The sequence below is a fragment of the Mesorhizobium sp. M4B.F.Ca.ET.017.02.2.1 genome (genome assembly GCF_003998955.1).
In the GTDB taxonomy this organism is placed as follows: domain Bacteria; phylum Pseudomonadota; class Alphaproteobacteria; order Rhizobiales; family Rhizobiaceae; genus Mesorhizobium; species Mesorhizobium abyssinicae.
This window is the reverse complement of record NZ_RZOF01000010.1, coordinates 1-17773: the sequence shown is the minus strand read 5'-3', so window position 1 is coordinate 17773 and position 17773 is coordinate 1. Positions and strand designations below refer to the sequence as shown.

Annotated in this window: 11 protein-coding genes and 3 pseudogenes; 5 read left to right on the top strand and 9 right to left on the bottom strand. The window is 58.2% G+C overall.

Translation table 11 applies throughout. The features are described 5' to 3' along the window. Positions 1-1322 precede the first annotated feature (1322 nt). From EN738_RS02785 to EN738_RS02775, 3 genes and pseudogenes are all read left to right on the top strand, one after another. Positions 1323-2627: pseudogene (locus EN738_RS02785) on the top strand (pitrilysin family protein); the annotation flags it as partial. A gap of 9 nt (positions 2628-2636) precedes the next feature. Further along, entirely contained in the window at positions 2637-3902 is a 1266-nt protein-coding gene (locus EN738_RS02780; RefSeq protein WP_348629072.1) for a pitrilysin family protein, read from the top strand. Between the two features lie 464 nt (positions 3903-4366). Beyond that, positions 4367-5785: pseudogene (locus EN738_RS02775) on the top strand (NAD-dependent succinate-semialdehyde dehydrogenase). On the opposite strand, the pseudogene EN738_RS02770 reads toward EN738_RS02775, so the two are convergent. After that, positions 5782-6103: pseudogene (locus EN738_RS02770) on the bottom strand (hypothetical protein); the annotation flags it as partial. The pseudogenes EN738_RS02775 and EN738_RS02770 sit on opposite strands and share 4 nt — an antisense overlap. Before the next feature lie 714 nt (positions 6104-6817). On the opposite strand from EN738_RS02770, the gene EN738_RS02760 reads away from it, so the two are divergent. After that, positions 6818-8011 (top strand): TlpA disulfide reductase family protein, encoded by a 1194-nt coding sequence (locus EN738_RS02760; RefSeq protein ID WP_245460610.1) that lies wholly within the window; start codon positions 6818-6820, stop codon positions 8009-8011. Positions 8012-8410: 399 nt separating this feature from the next. Here the strand turns inward: EN738_RS02760 and EN738_RS35300 are convergent, their stop codons facing one another. The 3 genes from EN738_RS35300 to EN738_RS02745 form a co-directional block, all read right to left on the bottom strand. Then, positions 8411-8551, bottom strand: coding sequence for a hypothetical protein (locus EN738_RS35300; RefSeq protein WP_164746818.1), 141 nt, complete (start codon positions 8549-8551; stop codon positions 8411-8413). Positions 8552-8755: 204 nt separating this feature from the next. Next, entirely contained in the window at positions 8756-9646 is an 891-nt protein-coding gene (locus EN738_RS02750) for a DsbA family protein (RefSeq protein WP_236370657.1), read from the bottom strand. A gap of 699 nt (positions 9647-10345) precedes the next feature. Beyond that, positions 10346-11212 (bottom strand): sulfotransferase domain-containing protein, encoded by an 867-nt coding sequence (locus tag EN738_RS02745; protein ID WP_108722861.1) that lies wholly within the window; start codon positions 11210-11212, stop codon positions 10346-10348. 728 nt (positions 11213-11940) lie between these two features. Between EN738_RS02745 and EN738_RS02740 the strand changes: the two genes are divergently transcribed. Further along, the gene (locus EN738_RS02740; protein WP_189347427.1) at positions 11941-12729 is read left to right on the top strand and encodes a MurR/RpiR family transcriptional regulator; all 789 of its coding nucleotides are present in this window, start codon (positions 11941-11943) and stop codon (positions 12727-12729) included. Between the two features lie 578 nt (positions 12730-13307). Here the strand turns inward: EN738_RS02740 and EN738_RS02735 are convergent. The 5 genes from EN738_RS02735 to EN738_RS02715 are packed head-to-tail and all read right to left on the bottom strand — an operon-like array spanning position 13308 to position 17408. Continuing rightward, positions 13308-13847 carry a hypothetical protein gene (locus EN738_RS02735; RefSeq protein ID WP_051695334.1) on the bottom strand — a complete coding sequence of 180 codons (540 nt, stop codon included), beginning with the start codon at positions 13845-13847 and terminating at the stop codon, positions 13308-13310. Then, positions 13844-14524: a methyltransferase gene (locus EN738_RS02730; RefSeq protein ID WP_127282365.1), complete on the bottom strand. Its 681-nt coding sequence runs from the start codon at positions 14522-14524 to the stop codon at positions 13844-13846. The genes EN738_RS02735 and EN738_RS02730 overlap by 4 nt, the downstream gene beginning before the upstream one ends. Continuing rightward, positions 14521-15351 carry a nucleoside-diphosphate kinase gene (locus EN738_RS02725; protein ID WP_236370659.1) on the bottom strand — a complete coding sequence of 277 codons (831 nt, stop codon included), beginning with the start codon at positions 15349-15351 and terminating at the stop codon, positions 14521-14523. The genes EN738_RS02730 and EN738_RS02725 overlap by 4 nt, the downstream gene beginning before the upstream one ends. Further along, positions 15348-16103: an aspartate kinase gene (locus EN738_RS02720; protein ID WP_127282364.1), complete on the bottom strand. Its 756-nt coding sequence runs from the start codon at positions 16101-16103 to the stop codon at positions 15348-15350. The genes EN738_RS02725 and EN738_RS02720 overlap by 4 nt, the downstream gene beginning before the upstream one ends. Positions 16104-16121: 18 nt before the next feature. Next, positions 16122-17408, bottom strand: coding sequence for a DegT/DnrJ/EryC1/StrS family aminotransferase (locus EN738_RS02715; protein ID WP_095521241.1), 1287 nt, complete (start codon positions 17406-17408; stop codon positions 16122-16124). Between the last annotated feature and the right edge of the window lie 365 nt (positions 17409-17773).

Here is a 17773-nt window from a genome sequence, read left to right as displayed (position 1 = left end):
GCACACTCAAACCGAGACCCGCGAACCTCGATTAGCTTCGGCCTGCTACGAAGCGCGGTTGCCTGCTTCTGAGGCGGGCCATTGTCGGTTTGAATCAACTGTCGGGTTCGGAACCCCAGACTGTCGGCAAGTTGACAATGCGCGTTCAGACGGCACAAACCACCCGATCGCTTGTGAGCGAGATGGTTTGGCAGATTGAGCAAGGGCGGGACTCAGCTATGCCGCCCAGGCTGCTGACAAGGCCAAAGCAGCGTAGGTGCGGAGTGAAATCCAAGGTCCACATGGGTCGTCGCGCGTCCCGTGCGCCTGGGAAGGCGCCGGCCCCGCCAAGCTTTTCCCAGATCGTCCGGATGACGCAAGCTTCGCTGAGCGTCAATGAACGTTCGGGCGATGACCAAAGGCGTCGTGCGTTGCAATCTGGACTGTCCAGGATATCAGGAGTTCCATGGCCTCAGCCCGCTTGGCTGGCCACACTTGAAGCTCCAACATACCGGCTGGCACAGGCCAATTGGACTCTGCGCTGCCCTCAATGCGCTGGTGGCACGGTCAATGCTTGTCTATCGATCCGGCCGCCCATGCGTGATGCTGTCGGTCGACGTTCGCAAACCAGACCCTCGGCGAACCCAGCGAAGGGGCTCGCCGGTACGACGAGGGACCTTACCTCTTTATGCGCGGCATCATTGTCGAGGATGACATGTTGCCTTACACGTCGTCCCCTCGCGCTCGGGGCTTTGAGGGGCGGATGAAGTCCTGATGGCGGTGGCACTGCTGCATGTTTGCGTAAGACCCATCATTCACGATCGCGTTGTCCTTCGATGTCGCGGTGCTGATAGGCGGGCAGATCGGTGTGCGCGGCGCCCGCCAAAGGATCGTCGTCACGCCGGAGGAGGCGAGCGCCGTAGCCGGCGCGCCGGCGAAAGGCGCTTTCTGTCGGATGCCCGACAATGTCGGATATCGCAAGTATCAAGGTTGGATCAAACCTTGCAAATCGGGGCTTTCTTACTTGGCACGGCGCATGCTCAGGTATCCGCAAACACCCAATGGATAACGAGCAGACTTCCCATGGCCCCACCAAAATACTGCCGAACGTTCCCCGGACGCATCCAAAGATGAGGCCCGCGTCAGGCCCGGCAACACGCTGACGGCTCATCTGGCTCGGCGTCGCGTGCCGATCCACTTTCTCCCAATAGGCGTCGGGAGACATAGAGCCTTCAAAATGAGGAACAAATCACTTTGCCAGGAACCCAGCCCATAATCCCACTCTCCCTATCAGAAGCAAGCCCCGCACTCACGGGCTTCGCAGGACGTCCGTTGCGACCGAGTTGGGCGGCGCGAGGACGGCTCCGGTCCCCGTCGCATGGGAGGACGGCAAGGCGACGGATTTCGTGCTCGACAACGGCATGGAGGTGGTCGTCATTCCCAACCACCGGGCGCCGATCGTCAGCCACATGGTGTGGTACAAGATCGGCAGCGCCGACGAGCCGCCGGGCAAATCCGGCATTGCCCATTTTTTCGAGCATCTGATGTTCAAGGCGACGACCAACCATGCGGCCGGCGAATTCGACCGCGCAGTGTTCGAGATCGGCGGCTCGCAAAATGCCTTCACCTCCTCCGACTACACCGCCTTCTATCAGACAGTGGCGCCGTCGGCGCTCGAGCTGATGATGAGCTTCGAGGCCGACCGAATGCGAAACCTCATCCTCACCGACGATGTCGTCAAGACCGAGCGCGACGTGGTCATCGAGGAGCGCCGCTCAAGCACCGACACCAACCCGCAGGACGTGCTCCATGAGGAGATCGACGCGACGCTGTGGCAGAACCAGCCCTATCGCATCCCGATCATCGGCTGGATGCAGGAGATCGAGCAGCTGAACCGCGTCGACGCCACCGCCTTCTATGAAAAATACTACTGGCCCAACAACTCCGTGCTGATCGTGGCCGGCGATGTCGAGCCGGAGACGGTGAAGGTGCTGGCCGAGAAGACCTATGGCAAGGTGGCGCGCGGGCCCGACCTGCCGCCGCGCATCCGGCCGGTTGAGCCCGAGCAGAACACCAGGCGCACCGTCACGCTCTCCGACGCCCGCGTCAGCGTGCCCAGTTTTTCGACGCAGTGGGTGGTGCCGTCTTACCATACCGCCAAGCCGGGCGAGGCCGAAGCGCTCGACCTGCTGTCCGAAATCCTCGGCGGCGGTAACCGCAGCCGGCTCTACCAGGCGCTCGCTGTCCAGCAAGGTATCGCTTCCAGCGCCTGCGCCTATTTCCAGGGCACCATGCTCGACGACACCAGGTTCGCCATCTATGGCGCGCCGCGCGGCGATGCCAAGCTGGCCGATCTCGAAGCGGCGGCCGCTGCCGAAGTCGCTCGCATTGCCAAGGATGGTGTCAGCAGCGAGGAACTGGGCAAGGCCAAGGAGCGCTTTGTGCGCGATATGATCTTTGCCGAAGACGACCAGGACGACCTCGCCTGCATATACGGCTCGACGCTGGCCACCGGCGGCACCGTGAAAGATGTCGAGGAACGGCCGTCTCGCATCCGCAGGGTTACCGCCGCGCAAATCAAAGCAGTTGCCGCCCGCTATCTCGCGTTCGACCGTTCGACCACGGGCTATCTCTTGCCCAAGACGGAGAATGAAGAGATGACGCTCGGCGCTCAGCCCCATGCTGCGATGAACATCCAGGAGGTGAAGTCCGAAAAGGGCATGATCGCCTGGCTGGTGGAGGACCACACAGTGGAAATCGTCAACATCGGCTTTGCCTTCAACGGCGGCATCAGGCAGGACCCGGTCGGGAAGGAGGGGATGGCCAATCTGATGGCCGGCCTGTTCATCGAAGGCGCCGGTAATTACGACAGCGATGCCTTCCAGATGAAGCTCGACGATGCCGGCGCCGAGATGGGTTTGGAGGCGCAAAGACACTACATCTGCGGATCGGTGTGCATGCTTCCCAAACAGCAGGACGCCGCGTTCGGCCTGCTTCGGCTCGCACTCAACGCGCCGCGCTTCGACCAGGGGCCGATCGATCGCGTCCGCGCCGAGATTGTCTCCGACATCGTCGGCAGCGAGCGCGACCCTGACGCAATCGCTCAGCGCAAATGGCTGCGCGCGATCTATGGCACGCATCCTTTTTCGAGGCCGGGAGAAGGCACAAAAGAGAGCCTGGCCGGCATCACGCCGTCCGACCTCCTCGCCTTCCACAAGGCGATTTTCGCTCGCGACGGGCTCCATATTGCCGTGGTCGGTGACATTGATGCAAACACGCTGAGGGAAAGGCTCGACCAGCTGTTTGGTGACTTGCCTGAGCAACAAACCCTCGCCCCCGTCGCCGATGTCGTACCGAAGCTCGGCCAACTGGTGGAGGAGAACTGCGACCTGCCGCAGACTTCGCTGCGATTGGCCTGGCCTGGCGTGAAGCGTAGCGCGCCGGATCACTTCGCCACCGTGCTGATGAATGACATCCTCGGCGGCTCGGGCATGACTTCCCGCCTTTTCGAGGAGGTGCGCGAAAAACGCGGCCTTGCCTATCACGTCAGCTCTGAACTGACCCTTGACAAGCTTCTGGTTACGACAGAGACACGCTCGGACTGCGCCGCCCAAACGCTGAGCATCGTGCGAGATGTGGTAAAGCAGATGGCGCAGCAAGGACCGACCGGGGCCGAGCTCAAGGCGGCGAAGAAGCACCTGATCGGCACCTATGCCATTGACCGTCTGGGCTCGACCAGCTCGATTGCAGACCGGCTCCTGGATTTGCAGATTCACAAGGCCGACGTCGACTACAACCAGCGTCGCGCCCGCAGCATCGGTCGGGTGACGCTCAAACAGGTCAAGGCGGCGGCCAAGAAGCTGCTTTCGGCCGAGCCCGCCATTTTGGTGGTCGGCCCGCCGCTGGGCGGCAAGGATGAGTAAAGAAACTCATCTCGCCTTCCTTCTTCCTTGGGGCTTCTCGTGGGAAGAGCGAATATGGAGGCCGGTGGGCCAAGCAGATCATGCAGACCCGCGGAGTCGTTTCGCGGGCCTTGCGCGGCATTGGCGGTCCAGGCGGGCCTCTCGCCGAAACGGCGCTCCTCAGCATGTATGCCGCCTTTTGCAGAATACACTCGCACGCCACCAGCAGGCAGCGGGTGGATGAAGCAAACATCCGGCTGCTCAATCCATCAACTGATGAACCGCGGGCACTCAAACTAACGGAACTGTTGTCGTATGTTTGGTCTACCAGCTGCTTTGCCGAGGCCCTAGGACGAACCCGCTGGTGCAGAATACACACCGACGGCCTGTCGACCTGGATGTTCGCTGCGTTGAGGAGGAATCCGGTATTGCCCCTGTGCCTGCCGATGATCCGCCGTCTGAAATCCCCGCACCTGTTTGGAGCCATGGACCGCCTGCCGGCACTCGGCAGACCGGTTGGCAATAAGACGTTCGAGGTCGTCAATCCGTCGACCGGCGAAGTTTTGGCAGAGCTTCCCGATATGGGCGTGGAGGAGACACGTGCTGCGGTAGACAAGGCCTATGTTGCGCAGTCGGGATGGGCCGCGTTGACTGCCCGAGAGCGTAGCGACGTTCTTTGGCGATGGCATCAGCTGATCATCGACCATGCAGGCGATCTCGCCGCGATTCTGACTGCGGAAATGGGCAAGCCGCTTGCCGAAGCCATGTCAGAGGTATCGCATGCGGCGGCGTATCTGCAATGGTATGCCGAGGAGGCCAATCGCGTCTATGGCGAGACGATCTCGGCACCCTCGACAGACCGCCGAATGCTAGTGATCAAGCAGCCCATCGGCGTTGTTGGCACGATCACGCCATGGAATTTCCCGGCCTCCATGGTGGCGCGCAAGATCTCGCCGGCCCTGGCGGCGGGCTGCGCGATCGTGCTCAAACCTGCTGAACAGACGCCGCTCGTGGCAGGTGCAATATTTGCCCTCGCGCAGCAAGCCGGCTTTCCTGACGGCGTTGTCAACCTGGTCTATGCGTCCGAAGGTGATCGCGTGGGGCCGCGAACTCTGCTCCAATGCCAAGGTCCGAAAGATCAGCTATACAGGCTCCACTGAGGTTGGCCGACTGCTCATGCGCCAGTGCTCGGACCAGATCAAGAAGGTCAGCCTCGAGCTCGGCGGCAATGCGCCCTTCATCGTCTTCGACGACGCGGATATTGACGCTGCCGTTGACGGCGCGATCCAGGCGAAGTTCCGCAATGCCGGCCAGACTTGCGTTTCATCGAACCGGCTTTACGTCCAATCGAGCGTTCACGATGAGTTCGTCGAGAAGTTCGTGGAGAAAGTCCGGCACTTATCGGTTGGCGACGGCTTCGCTCCGGGAGTGGACGTCTGACCACTCATCGACATGCATGCTTTGGCCAAGATCGAGTCCCACATCGCAGATGCCGTTGCCAAGGGTGGGATAATCGATGCGGGGCCAAACGTATCGGCAAGGATGGCACCTTTTTCAAACCCACAGCCTTCACCGAGATCTCCAGCATCATGGCGGTTGCGCAAGAGGAGACTTTCGGGCCGTTGGCGCCGATCATCCGCTTCCACGATGCGGATCAGGTTGTCTGTGAGGCAAACGACACGATTTACGGGCTCGCCGCCTATTTCCATGCCTCGAACCTGAGGCGTGTCTGGCGCGTGGCCGAGGCATTGGAATATGGCATGATTGGCATCAATACGGGGCGTATGTCTTCGGATGCGGCGCCCTTTGGCGGCATGAAGCAGTCCGGCATCGGGCGGGAGGGTTCCCGCCACGGGCTCGAAGACTACCTCGAAATGAAGTACCTCTGCATGGGTGGAATCTAAATGACGTCGCCCCGAGTTTCTCCAGTTTTGGGTTCGTTTCCGGCGTGGGTTGTGCGCTGCTGGGCGGGTGAAGCGACGGGGGCTGGCGCGGAGCCTTTCGCATAGCGCAGCGCGAGCGACCGTCGCGGATTGAAGGTGGTGGCGAACTTGGCCGGTGTCTGCCAGGCGATTTGGGAGTGCGGCCGCGCGGTGTTGCAGTCGGCGCGCCACAGGCGATAGCGATGCTTGCCATGCGCATGGAATGCCATTCGACCGGTTCTGATCCGCGCAGGAGAGGATGGCGTTCGAGATGAACTGGCTGGCATTATCACTGACCAGTGATGAGCCGGTCAATTCCCGGGCAACCAAGTGCCCTCGACCGTGCTGAATAGTGCGCCTTTGCCATACCGGCGGATTAGCGCGGCCGACCTTACTTCGGCATGATGCGAGCAATTTCTGCACCAGGCGCGCAACGTATGCCACTCCCTCAGATCGCCCAGCGATACGTCTGGGCCTGCATGTTTGCTGCCTTCTGCGATGGCTTGCCGACACTTTCGGCTCGCCGGGTGTGATGATCTTCTTCTGCGTCTTTCCCTCTCGGCGATATTGCCGTTCGGCCGTCCCGACCAAGGCCAAACCTCGGGCCGTTTTCCCGTTCCCGGGTCGAGCTTGAACGTCTCGTCGATGATGTTCTGGCGTGCTGCGAGCTCAACGCCGAGGCGCTTGGCATCGATGCATGGCACGACATATTGCGGCGGTGTCGCACGTGTTCGACGGTTTGGGCTTCAGGATCGTGCGGATGGGCCACGCTTTTCTGGCGGCGCGAAACACGGGCAATGCGCGTTCAAAACCTGACAAAGGCAGAAACTTGTCAGGTTCAATCCAACCGCCATCCGGGCACTGCGGAGGTTTTTCAAAGCATATTCATGCACTTGCGCGCTGAGCCCGCTGGCATGGACCTTGCAACGCTTGCAGCAGGACGGTATGCAATGGAGCAGACGAGGATGTTCTCTCCCCTGAACCGTGTGCCGTCTCTGAGAGGGAAATAAGCTCGTGCAGAAAATCTCACAACCTTTGACAACGGCTTTGGAGAACAACGTGGTGTTGCAGATCGAGTCCCCGGCTCCTTCGATTCAAGCGGAAACCTGGCTGCGTGGCGAGCCCCTCACCAGCTTCGAGCCCGGCAAAGTGTACATCGTCGAATTTTGGGCAACTTGGTGCGGTTCGTGTGTGGACGGGATGCCCCATCTGATGCAGCTGCAGGAGAAATACAGGGAAAGCGGCGTTGAGATCGTAGGAGTCGCGGCTAGTGAACGCGCTCCAACGGCCGATGAGGCCCGAAGCACGTTGGACGCTTGGTTGACGGAAAAGTTCCCGAATCTGAACTATCGGATCGCATTCGACTCCACAGGCGAAATGGACAAGCTTTGGATGGAGCCCAGCTTTTCTTTCTGGATTCCCACCAGTTTCGTGGTCGACCGAGACGGCTGCATCGCCTTTATTGGTGAACCGACGGAACTCGATGAGGTCTTGCCGAAGGTGCTTAACGGCAGCTGGCGCACCAGCGATCAGGCAAAATCCGCCGATGCGGAGCGGATCGCGGAAGGCGAACCCATAGCGCGCGAACAAGCGCTGAAGAAGCCGATCAAGGACAGATATCGGGCGGCGGTGGAGAAAAAGGATTGGAAGACGGCGCTCTCGGCGATCGAAGAAGGCATCGCCTTGATGCCGGACAACCTCGGTTTCCGCCGTTCTCATGTGAATCTGTTGCTTCACAAAATGAAGGACATGCAGGTCGGCTTGCCCGTCATGCGCCAATTCGTTCGCGACGCGATCAACAGAAACTCCGAGAATTGGATGGTTGCGGCGTTAGACGAGCTCTTCTTTCCGAACCTTGACCATTCGCACTTTCCGTCTGCTGAGCGCTTGGCGATGGGAAAACAGCTGTCCGAACACATCCTGGCACTGAATCCCCCGGAAAGCGACAAACGTAAGCTCCTGCCTTATCGTTTGGCAGCCCTGTACTATCACGAGAGCGGCAACAAAGATCGGGCGATCGAGTTGATCGAGATGGCATTGAAATCGCAGGGCGGTCCGGAGCGTATCCGGGACCAAGATGAACAGGACGAAATATCGCATTTGCTGCAGTTCCTGGCCTACTTCAAGGGTGAGAAGGTTTGTTACGGCGCTCTGTGTGCGGCTCCAAACAATGGCCGATTCGACAGTTGGTATACCGTTTGCGGCTGACCGCCAGCTTATGTGAGGGACAGAATTGGCCGGGCGGACAGCTCTTGATGCGAACGGCGCAAACCCCCGCCCGGCTTGCGAAATCACCTGGGCCGCTCTTTTGGACCTAAGTCCGAAGGACTGCGGCCTTCTACGATGCCCGCCTTTGTTTAGGCGGGCTATGAGCTGAGCTACGGGTTTTGCCCGCTTCTAACCGTTCGCCAGCCTAGCGCAGGTGCCTCTCAACACCTCCACCACACCAAGGTTTCATGCGGGTAGCGAATTCGATCTTGGCGGCATGGCCATTAAGCACATGGGATGGCCTCGCTGGCGGCATGCCTGTGATCTGGTGCTGCAGCCCACGCTTGCCTCCGCCAGCGGTTCGATGAGGCAGCCTGTCGCACAATTGATATCAGGACTTCAATGCCGGAACACCGGCGCCACCCTCAATTCAATAAATGAGGTGTCGCGCACCACGGTTGGCTGCTTGATCCAGGCAATTCCGGCCGCCGTCATCCTCAATGAGGTGACCTCGACCAGAGCCTCGGCCTTGAATGGCATGATCGAGGTGCATGGGTGCGGCCACCGTCATTTTCGTCAATCCGAACGGGATTTCTTGCAACCGCTTTGCGGCTTTATCCAACACGCCAAGGGCCGCGCTGTCGACAGGTGGCGCGAGCTTGGCGCCGAGGCGTCCACGTCAACAGATTCTTCTGACAATCGGGACTTGTACGATCACCCCAGGGGGGCGAGAGCCCATGACGATCATCGTCGCGCCGGCCGCGATCTGAAGCAGGCGTCGGCGCGCCTCCCGCCTATCTTCTGGCGAGGCTTCGGTGAAAGACGCCGATGGCGGAACGGAAACACCAGGACCGGCTGAATAGATCCCGAGCTGTGCGATCGCGTTCGGCCAAGTTGAGGAAAGCGAGCTGAATGCAGGACTTTGCACGCTAGCACCGCGTTGCCGGGCCATATAAGAGATTTGGCCCGGCGCGAGAAGCGGCACTCGTGGCCAAAGAACGGGATCGCACCGGCCGCCACGCTGTCAAAATGCCGAAGTTGTGATCCGGCACGACGCTTAGCTTCTTCCCGCTCTTTGGCGATGAAGCGTTCCAGCGTGTGAATCTTGAGCACACCTGAAATCACTTCGTCGCCGAGAACCAACGCCGGCGTGACGTTGATGTACAGCTCCTTGGCGAGCGCGCAATTGCGCTCGAGGACGTTTTCGATGGCGCGGTCTTCCATGTCCCGCTTGAGCTGCTCAACCTCGAGGCCAACGTGTCGTGCGATAGTCAAGATGTCGAATTGGCTGAGCTGGCCGCGAGCAGCCATAAGGGCGTGATGGAACGCCTCATATTTTCCCTGTTTGCTGGAGGCGAGCGCCGCCAGTGCGGCAAATTTGGAACCCGGTCTCTTGCCCGGACAATGTTTGTAGACAACCTTCAGCATGGGATCATGCTTGAGGGCTTGCTGGATTGTACGGTCTTCCGCCCGGCACCGCGGGCAGTTGTAGTCCAAAAATAAGACGAGAGGGACGTCGCCATTCGGGTTGCCAGCAGTTGGCGCAGCGGCGTCGTTTAAGAGTGCGTCGCGCCGCTCTGGAATGAGCTTCCGCCAAAACGCGACGAGCCGGCTATGGTTTTCATGCTGGCGCACGTAGTCTTTGGCAACTGGACCATATTGCGTCGCCAGCCCGAAAAAAAGCAGGGCTAGGGCTGAAAGAGCGATACGGCCGGCTTTTGGCGTAAGGCATGGTTAGGCTCCAATTAACAGTGAACGGCAGGGCGGCAACGGCTGGCCTTTTGACGTCAAAGGGGGCACCGCTTTAATGCCTCACCCGCTGTTCGCGGATGACGGGAGGTCAAGGGGCTCGTGCTATTCGAAGAGATGCGGTGGGATGGCTGGGCCCAACAGCCGACCCATCCGTGAGCGGCGCTGTGTGCGTGCGAACTGCCCCCGCGGTCGCCGTTCGCCGAGCGGCTTCAGGCGGCCGAGTGCGATGGCTGAGCGTGACTGCAGCAAACACCTGCACGTAAAGCTGGGATAAGAGGGCTTAGGGCGCGCGGGACTCGCGCTGCGGTGTGCGGGATTATATTCAACAATTCTTGTCTCCTAACCGGATCGAGGCAGGTTCCTCCCTCCCGGGCATCTCCCGTCGCTGCGCTCCGGTCGAACGTTGCACCAAGGGTCCTTGCAAGCCCCGCGCCAATCGCGATGTCGGCACTTCAGGAAGTGATTGCGCGGGCGGCAGGTGGGCAGTGGTCAGCGCGCCTTTCCAGAATATCGCTCGCATAAACGTCCGGCGAGCGGCTCCGAGCGTACCTGCCATCGCCGGGCTCTGCGACAGCCTGAAATCTATCTCGAACCAAATCCGAATCGCTCGTTGAGTCTCGTCCCTCCCAGCGCGGTAAACCGCGCCTCGATCTCGGCATTCCAGCAAGCCTCCCACGAAGTTCGCCCGCTGGACAGGGTGAAGGTCTGCTGTCCGATTAGCTGGTTTAAGATCAGCTCAGGCTGCGGCGGCCGCTCGATCTCGCAAAACTCTACAATTCTGCGAATGGTCTCGAGCTGAACTTCGCGTCCTTGGTCGCCTATGATCTGCTCATAGCTCAATCCAAGAACATTCTCCTGATCCGCCCACGGTGCCACTGGATGGCAGCGATCATTGAAAATGAAAGGCGCGATCTCATCGAAGTACTTCAGCATTTTGTCAGGTCCGTCCGGCTCATTGCGCCACGTAATCTCAGCCCTCTCAGGCGGGCACCAATCGCTGTCACCTACATATCGCATCTGCGACACAATTGCCGCACGCATTTCGCGCGAAAGAAAGACGATCTTGAAATCCGCTAAACAATGGCGAGTGCCGATGTCGCACGGTAGATGCCCATAGCCAAACTGACCGGGCTGAATAAAGCGCGAGGATATCTCGATCGGTATCCATAGAATATTTTCGGAATGAGTGAAGCGAGCTCGCTCGACATCCACAAAGCGGAAGTCTCCAAGATAGTCTTTATTAAAGAACACATCGGACTGTACAAGCCCGAGCAGTCCAAGCAGACGGGCATATAGGTGGGTGCCCGCCTTCGGAATGGAACATATCATAACCCGCGAGCTTGAGCGGCCGGCCGTCGGCTTGATTGACCAAGATTCATTCGAGCAGGGATAAAGTGGAAAGGGTTGACCCGCGATATCGCGCAGCTCTTCTGGAAGCGGGTGAAACATTGTGGTTTCCTCACTGTTGCAGCGGCTTTTTTAAACAGCCGGAGCCAATGCGCGACAGGACAAGTTCCTGACCAGCTTGACCCCAAGCAGTCGCGCCCTCTGTTGCCGTACCAGAGAAGTAAAGCCCGTCGCATGCGCTAGCCGCGAGACGAACCGCTAGTACGGGTGGCATCGGCAAGCTCGTGGCCAACTTGCTGAGATGAGCTATTTACCAAACGCCACGTCGGCGTTCCCTAGAGATGTAGTCACCTTGTCATGCCCCCGTTTTCGATCGGACGATGAACCTAATCATAGAAGAATGCAAGTAAGATTGGTTATGTCGCCAATATACTAATGAATATATTTTCCCAGACGGCACCGCTTGCGTTGCCGTGCAGTCGTCCCCACTGCCCTGACGACGAGGACACCACGGTTTGCGCGGCGCATGCGCAGCCAGTAAAGCAAGCTCCATTGACAGCATCGGGCCAGGAGACGTCGTTAAACGAGGCCACTCGCAAGACCGCCTCGCGAGCGGCCGAGCGCATGCCCTCGCGTCCATTGCCCCGACTGCCGAGACATGGGCGCGAACGGAGCGGCAGCCGGAATCCGATATCGACCTTGTCTATGATCTGCGTCAGTGAACCGTCAGCGAGACTCGAATATGCAGGGCTTTGCTAGGCCTTCGCGGGTCGACTGCCAGCTTGGAACGAACACTAAGACACATGCGGAAGCCCCGACATACACAGAAATTGCTGCTAGACATCATCTATGATGCAATTAACACGGCTCCGAATGCGCTCGCACGTATAGCTCTGTATGTTGCACAAGACCCCGAGGCTGTTCTGGCGCTGTCCATTGCCGACCTTGCGCGCAACACCGCTACCGGTTCTGCTTCAATTGTAAGATTTTGCCGAACCTTGGGACTCGCGGGATTTCGCGAGTTTAAGATTGCGCTCAGCGGCGAAATTGAGCGGCGGAAGTTGAGCGGCGAACTGGCTGAACGCGCGCCATCAGAAGCTGTAGACACAGCTCCTCGGATCGCCATCCTCAGTTCTGCTTTACAAAACTCAATTTCCGTGTCCGCTCGTGGTTTTGACGACCTTCAAATTAGTGGGTTTGCCAACCGCATCCGAGCGGCCCGATGCGTCGAACTGTTCGGCACGGGGCCGTCATCCGTCTGCGCTGATATTCTGGCCATGCGACTGATCTGCCTAGGTTTCCCCGCACATTGCTCGGGGTCCGCCACCGTGTCTCACGCTCTCGCGCGAGGGCTTGGCTCGTTGAGCCTCGCCATTGGCATTTCGTCGCGTGGCCACACTGTGGAAACCAAGGATTTTCTGGCTATTGCGCGCGAAACCGGAGCATACACGATTGCCATTACGACCCGCGTTGACTGCCCGATCGCCCGGACTGCGGACGAGGTGGTATTGTTTACCTCGGCTGAGGCTTGGCCACAGGCCGGGTCGGCGATGCACGTGCCGCCTCTGGTGTTGCTGAGCGAATATCTTTGCCAGTGTCTGCAGATGGCGGAAGTCTGAATCCCCACCAAGGCCAATTCGGGCAGTTCCGAGGTTATTTCCGGATCCCACCTCGGTCTTCGTCGCGCGTGCTCGCGTGCACGAGCCATTGAAGCGATAAACTTGAACCGCACTTTCGACTGTGCGTACTGCGTGCTTGTTACATGGAAACGACGAACTCACCGAGCAACCCTCTTGCCACGGCGCGCGGGTGTTTGGTGATCATAGGGGAAGCTTCAACAATTGAGAAGCTGACGAACTACTACACCGGGATCAAACCGGAGGACAAGGCAGGTTCCTCGTCGTTGGGCAAGGCTGCAGCACCAGGTCGACTCCGTGACCTAGGCGGTCCATGCGCAAGGTTCGACGGCGCGCTCGCCGACTGAGTGGCGCTGGAGGGCCTCGAGAGGGCATGGGTCGGCCGCAGCAGCGTGGGACGCAGGAAGGCAGGCAAGATCCTAGCTTCCTTCTTCACCGACAGCAAGTCAGCGGCTCCTTTTGCCGGTCGACAGATCGGTGGACCAGGTCGAGCTTCTTCCATGTCCACTTCTACGTTTGCCACGGTGTTCGGGAATTCCTGGGAGATTGGGGGCTGACATCTATCGCGTGCTGCCACGAAGGTTGGTATTGACGTATTTCGCGAGGTCTAGCGCGGAGATGCTACCAACCAATTGGTCCAGACTCATTTCGGCCGAGATTGAGGCGGAATGCTCCAGGAGTGCAAGGAGATCATCCCTGTGCTTCGAATGGTGGTTCTCCAGGTGCATCTCGACCTTTCGCGCGATGACGTCCGCGAAACTCGCCCTTGTCCCAAAAAGCGGATCGTTGATTAACGCCGTCGGTCGTTCCTGTTCGAGAACCCAATTTATCGCCAGGGTCCCGTTCGATCTCAAGAATACGATCTCCAGCTCCGCGTCGGCAGGTCGCGATGTGGCAATGGAGAACCCCGCGTCCGCCAGAGCCCTGGTATCCTTATCCACAGCCTGATTGAATGCGGCCAAATTGACATGATGAATGTCAATGTCGTTCGGCGCACGCTGGATGAACTGCGAAAGGACGCTACTGCCCGCTACCCAGCTATCTTTGCTCCGATTGCGCGAAATGGCGACCAACGCAATGCGCATCAGCTCGGGCATCATGCGCTTGTGGCCTTCTTTGATATTGAGAACAGCCTGTAAGTTACTTTGACGTCGGGATAGGTCCCGGCTCGCAGAAGCACAGATGTGAGATCATTTGAACCCGCAATCTTTTCAAGAAGGTCGTCACGGGCATTAGTGCCGAACCCAAGAACGATACGACCTGATTCCGTAAGGAACCTTGGGCCATCTGAAAGAAATCTCTCGAGCAAGTTGTACCCTGGATCGATCGCACCACCTTCGAGGTCGTGGACAAACTCGTAATCTTCTGGAGCGTAGCTCGACGGGTAGTTCCAAAATATGATGTCGAACCTTCTGCCAGGTGGAACATTGTTAAATATATCGCTTGCGATGACCTCGACGTTACTAATGCCGTTTCTTGCAGCATTCTCCAACGTGTTCGCGACGGCCCTCGGATTGATGTCACAAGTCAGCAACGACAGCGCGCCAGTCTTTGCCAACAGAAGGCCGGGAAGACCGAAACCGCAGCCGATTTCTAAGACGGTCTTTCCGTCGAATGGGGGAAAATTCTCGCTAATCCAACGCCAACTCTGGAAGTGCTCTGGAGGAAAAACCCCTTCCTGTACGACCAGATCCAGTCCGAATGCCTGCATCTGACGCGGGAAAGTGGCTTGTTGACTTGTCCGAAGCGTTGTCCTGATACGATCAAGTTCGCTCATTGTTCTCCGGCCTTCCGGCGCGGTGCCATGCCTGGTTGTTTTCCCGGCTCGACGGCATCAACGGTTCGCTTCAGTAAGCAATTCCAAAGAGGCATTGAAAACAGACCGGCCTCAAGAATGAGGCGGTCCCAAGATGAGCGGAGGGGTGCATACCGGAAGAGGCCTTCTAGACCGGCTCGATCCCCCTGGAAATACCGCTGGACGGCTGTCGTTAGGCCCGACTTTGCTGCGGTTAGGAGTGCTCTGTCGTAACAGAATCTTGCGTGGGCAAACGCGCTACCATCACTCCGATTGTCCGGCATCGGCGCAGCTCCCCTGTCGCCGAGAACGTTTAGCAACATTTGGAAAGATGAATGGGCAATGTAGCCGGAATCGAGAGAAATCCAAGCAGTCGCTTCGTCGCCCAACGACCGGCACCTAAGTATTCTCAGCTCAGCATCCATTACTTGATGACTATCGCTCACATGAAGGAGGTTCGTCACGGGATTATCGCAGAAAAAGAGACTACGTACGGTGCCGGATAAAGCCTGGGCCGGCTGTGTGTTACCCTTCAGTTTTTGCGACAAGTGCAGCGCATTAGGTCCGCTCCAGATCGTGGCGCAAACCGGACGCATGTCGAATAAGTCCAGCACCAATGGCCAATGCTTCCCGCCGGTGGAACAGGTAAGGGTATAAAACGCATCAATGGATTTGCGACTATGAATCGAAAAGAACCGTTCCGAGAGTTCCAAACCGGTTCGCCGGCGAATAAATTCGTCGAGCAGCGAGGTTAGGCCAGAGCGCGCGACTTCCGGGCCATACACTATCAGCGCCGTGGATGACATCATGCCGCCCCCCCCAAAGGGTCGCTTGTGATATGGGCCTTCCTGCTCGCGACGGTGATCCTAGTCGCTCTAACGCGTCTCCCTTCCAGCCAATCGGCGAGACGAGCGGGATGACGGGCATTAATCACAACGCCGGGAAGGCTTTTCTTCGCCATGAATTCGACCGCGCAGGCGTCAATCGAGGTGTGGCCGAGAAGGACAAGATCTTGAGCAGCGATCTGCTCTATAAGTGCAGCGGGATCGTCGGTTGCTCCACCGCGATACACGCCATCGACATCTGTCAAAATCACCAGCTGTGGTGCCCCAGTTAACCAAGCGATCCACGCGGCAACGGCGTCGGATGTGACGTCCCAACTCCATTCCACTGGGTCAGCCGCAAACAGCAAACGGGAAGGCAGCAGCACTGGAATCTTCCCAAGTCTCGCGAGAGTTCGGCATTCGCCTAGGCTGGCCGATGGAACTAGTTTGGAAGAGAAGGCGGCATCCGCAAGCAAATACCCCGTTTGGTCCTGTGCTAGAGCACACGCATGATGCGCGGTACACGGATCTAATCGCTCGGCTGCATCAATCGCCTCAATTGCTTTGTCCGGGATGCCGCCGCCTGGAACAAGTAGGATTCGATGGCCCTTATCGGCGAGACGCTCAAGTTCAGCCAGTGCGAGCTTACACACGGCAAGATCACGCATGATGCTCCCGCCGAATTTGAGAACAATCGAAAAGCCATATGGTGGAAAACCTTTTATTGAGCAGTCCATCGGCTTGCCATCCCGCCCTCAGGCAACAGATACGATCTCAGGAATTTTTGAAGCTAGGTTTGGAAGCGCTGCCCAGACCTTTTGAAACGCGGCCGCGTACAATTTCATCACTTCAACGTCGTTTGGTGGAGCGATCTCCGACACGTAAAACATGGTGTTCAATATCTTCATGGCGTTTGGAAAATCGGTCCTTGACCATTGGCCGCAGATATCCGGCAGATATTCAAAGACGGGCTTCGTCAGCCAGACCGCAACGGGAACTCCCTCGGCTTGAAGAAGCTTAATGATGAAATCCCTGGCCGTAGGGCCAGGTAGAAAACCGAGCTTTTCCGGCTCAAGACGCAACGGGAGATTCAGCATCGATTGTTGATGATCTGCTGGATCGAAAAGAGGCAGAAGCCCTGAGAGGTGGCCAATCTCCTGCCAAAGGAACCTAGCATTCCTTCGCCTTTTTTTAAGCTGCCGGTCAAGCTGCTTGAGCCTGTGATTAGCAATGGCAGCAGAGAATACATTGGGTCGGTAATTGTAGCCTTTGGAGTTCGGGGAGAATATCCTAGCTCCACATCGCGACGAGCTTGTCAGCGAAACATTATCTACATGGTGGATCAGAGCAGGGTCCCTCGTCAGGACAAATCCAAGCTCACCTGCCCCGAGGTGTTTAGCTCCGTTGCCGGAGAGAGAGAGTGCATCGCTCTCCAAGTAAGCTCCATTGACAATATCTTTCGCAGCGCCAATTGATTGGCAAACATCATCGATAATCGCCACGCCTCGCGCTCGCGCCGCGAATCTCAAGCTGGGAACCAAGAGGTTATTTCCGAACAGATGAGTTATGAGCGTCGCCGCGTCACCTGGCTTGATGAGGGAGGCCGCCATCTTCTCATCAACTCCGGCAAGGTCTGGCTCAACATCGACAAAGACCGGTTCGAGTCCACTGATCGCGATTGGGCCGACGGCTCCCGGCCAGTTCAAAGCCGACGTAACGACTCGGCGACCTCGGTTCCGGTAGTAGTCGAGAGCCACGTGAATAGCGGCTGTGCCGCTTCCAACGGCGCGCACAGACCAGTTACCCGACCAATCCGCTAGCCGCTTTTCGAGCTCAATCACCATAGGGTGATTGACGCGATGATATTTGCCGCTTTCGACAACATTTGCGAGCGCCTTCAAATGTTTACGTTTCGCAGCTGGCCAAAGAACAACTCGCCCAGCCGGCACCGTGGGATCTCCTCCAAAGAGCGCAAGAGAAGTGTCCTTCTGGTGGACGCATCGTGTGCTTGCTGCCGTGGCTAAGCTTACATCCTTGGTCATATGATCAAGCCTGGTTGTGTTACATCGGCCATCGGCCACTCGCGAAGTCACGAGCCGAACCGACCCGTCTCTCGCATACTTTTGCGTCTTGCAACGAGGCTCGGCTAACCCACAAGAGCAGAGTCGCTCCTGAGAACAGGCTGGGCGCCGTAGCGCCCTCGCTACGTTGAGTTCAGGAAAGAGCTTTCAAGCTCGCAACCGGCGTATGAGGCGTCAACCTCGTCGGAAATGAACTCGCTGAACGATGCAGTCCCTCCTTCGTAAATCAACACCTAATAGACCCTGACAAGAAGGGGAAGTGGTCCTCTGAAATATATTTATGGATATATTATTTATTCTCCGCCTACCTTTAGCCTCCTATCTGA

What these genes read in the sequence shown, in the direction of transcription:
- EN738_RS02780 (WP_348629072.1), top strand. Translation starts at nt 2,637, where the DNA reads ATGACGCTCGGCGCTCAGCCCCATGCTGCGATGAACATCCAGGAGGTG.
- EN738_RS02715 (WP_095521241.1), bottom strand. Translation starts at nt 17,408, where the DNA reads ATGACCAAGGATGTAAGCTTAGCCACGGCAGCAAGCACACGATGCGTC.
- EN738_RS35300 (WP_164746818.1), bottom strand. Translation starts at nt 8,551, where the DNA reads ATGCCATTCAAGGCCGAGGCTCTGGTCGAGGTCACCTCATTGAGGATG.
- EN738_RS02725 (WP_236370659.1), bottom strand. Translation starts at nt 15,351, where the DNA reads ATGATGTCATCCACGGCGCTGATAGTGTATGGCCCGGAAGTCGCGCGC.
- EN738_RS02735 (WP_051695334.1), bottom strand. Translation starts at nt 13,847, where the DNA reads ATGATGCCCGAGCTGATGCGCATTGCGTTGGTCGCCATTTCGCGCAAT.
- EN738_RS02745 (WP_108722861.1), bottom strand. Translation starts at nt 11,212, where the DNA reads ATGTTTCACCCGCTTCCAGAAGAGCTGCGCGATATCGCGGGTCAACCC.
- EN738_RS02730 (WP_127282365.1), bottom strand. Translation starts at nt 14,524, where the DNA reads ATGAGCGAACTTGATCGTATCAGGACAACGCTTCGGACAAGTCAACAA.
- EN738_RS02720 (WP_127282364.1), bottom strand. Translation starts at nt 16,103, where the DNA reads ATGGACTGCTCAATAAAAGGTTTTCCACCATATGGCTTTTCGATTGTT.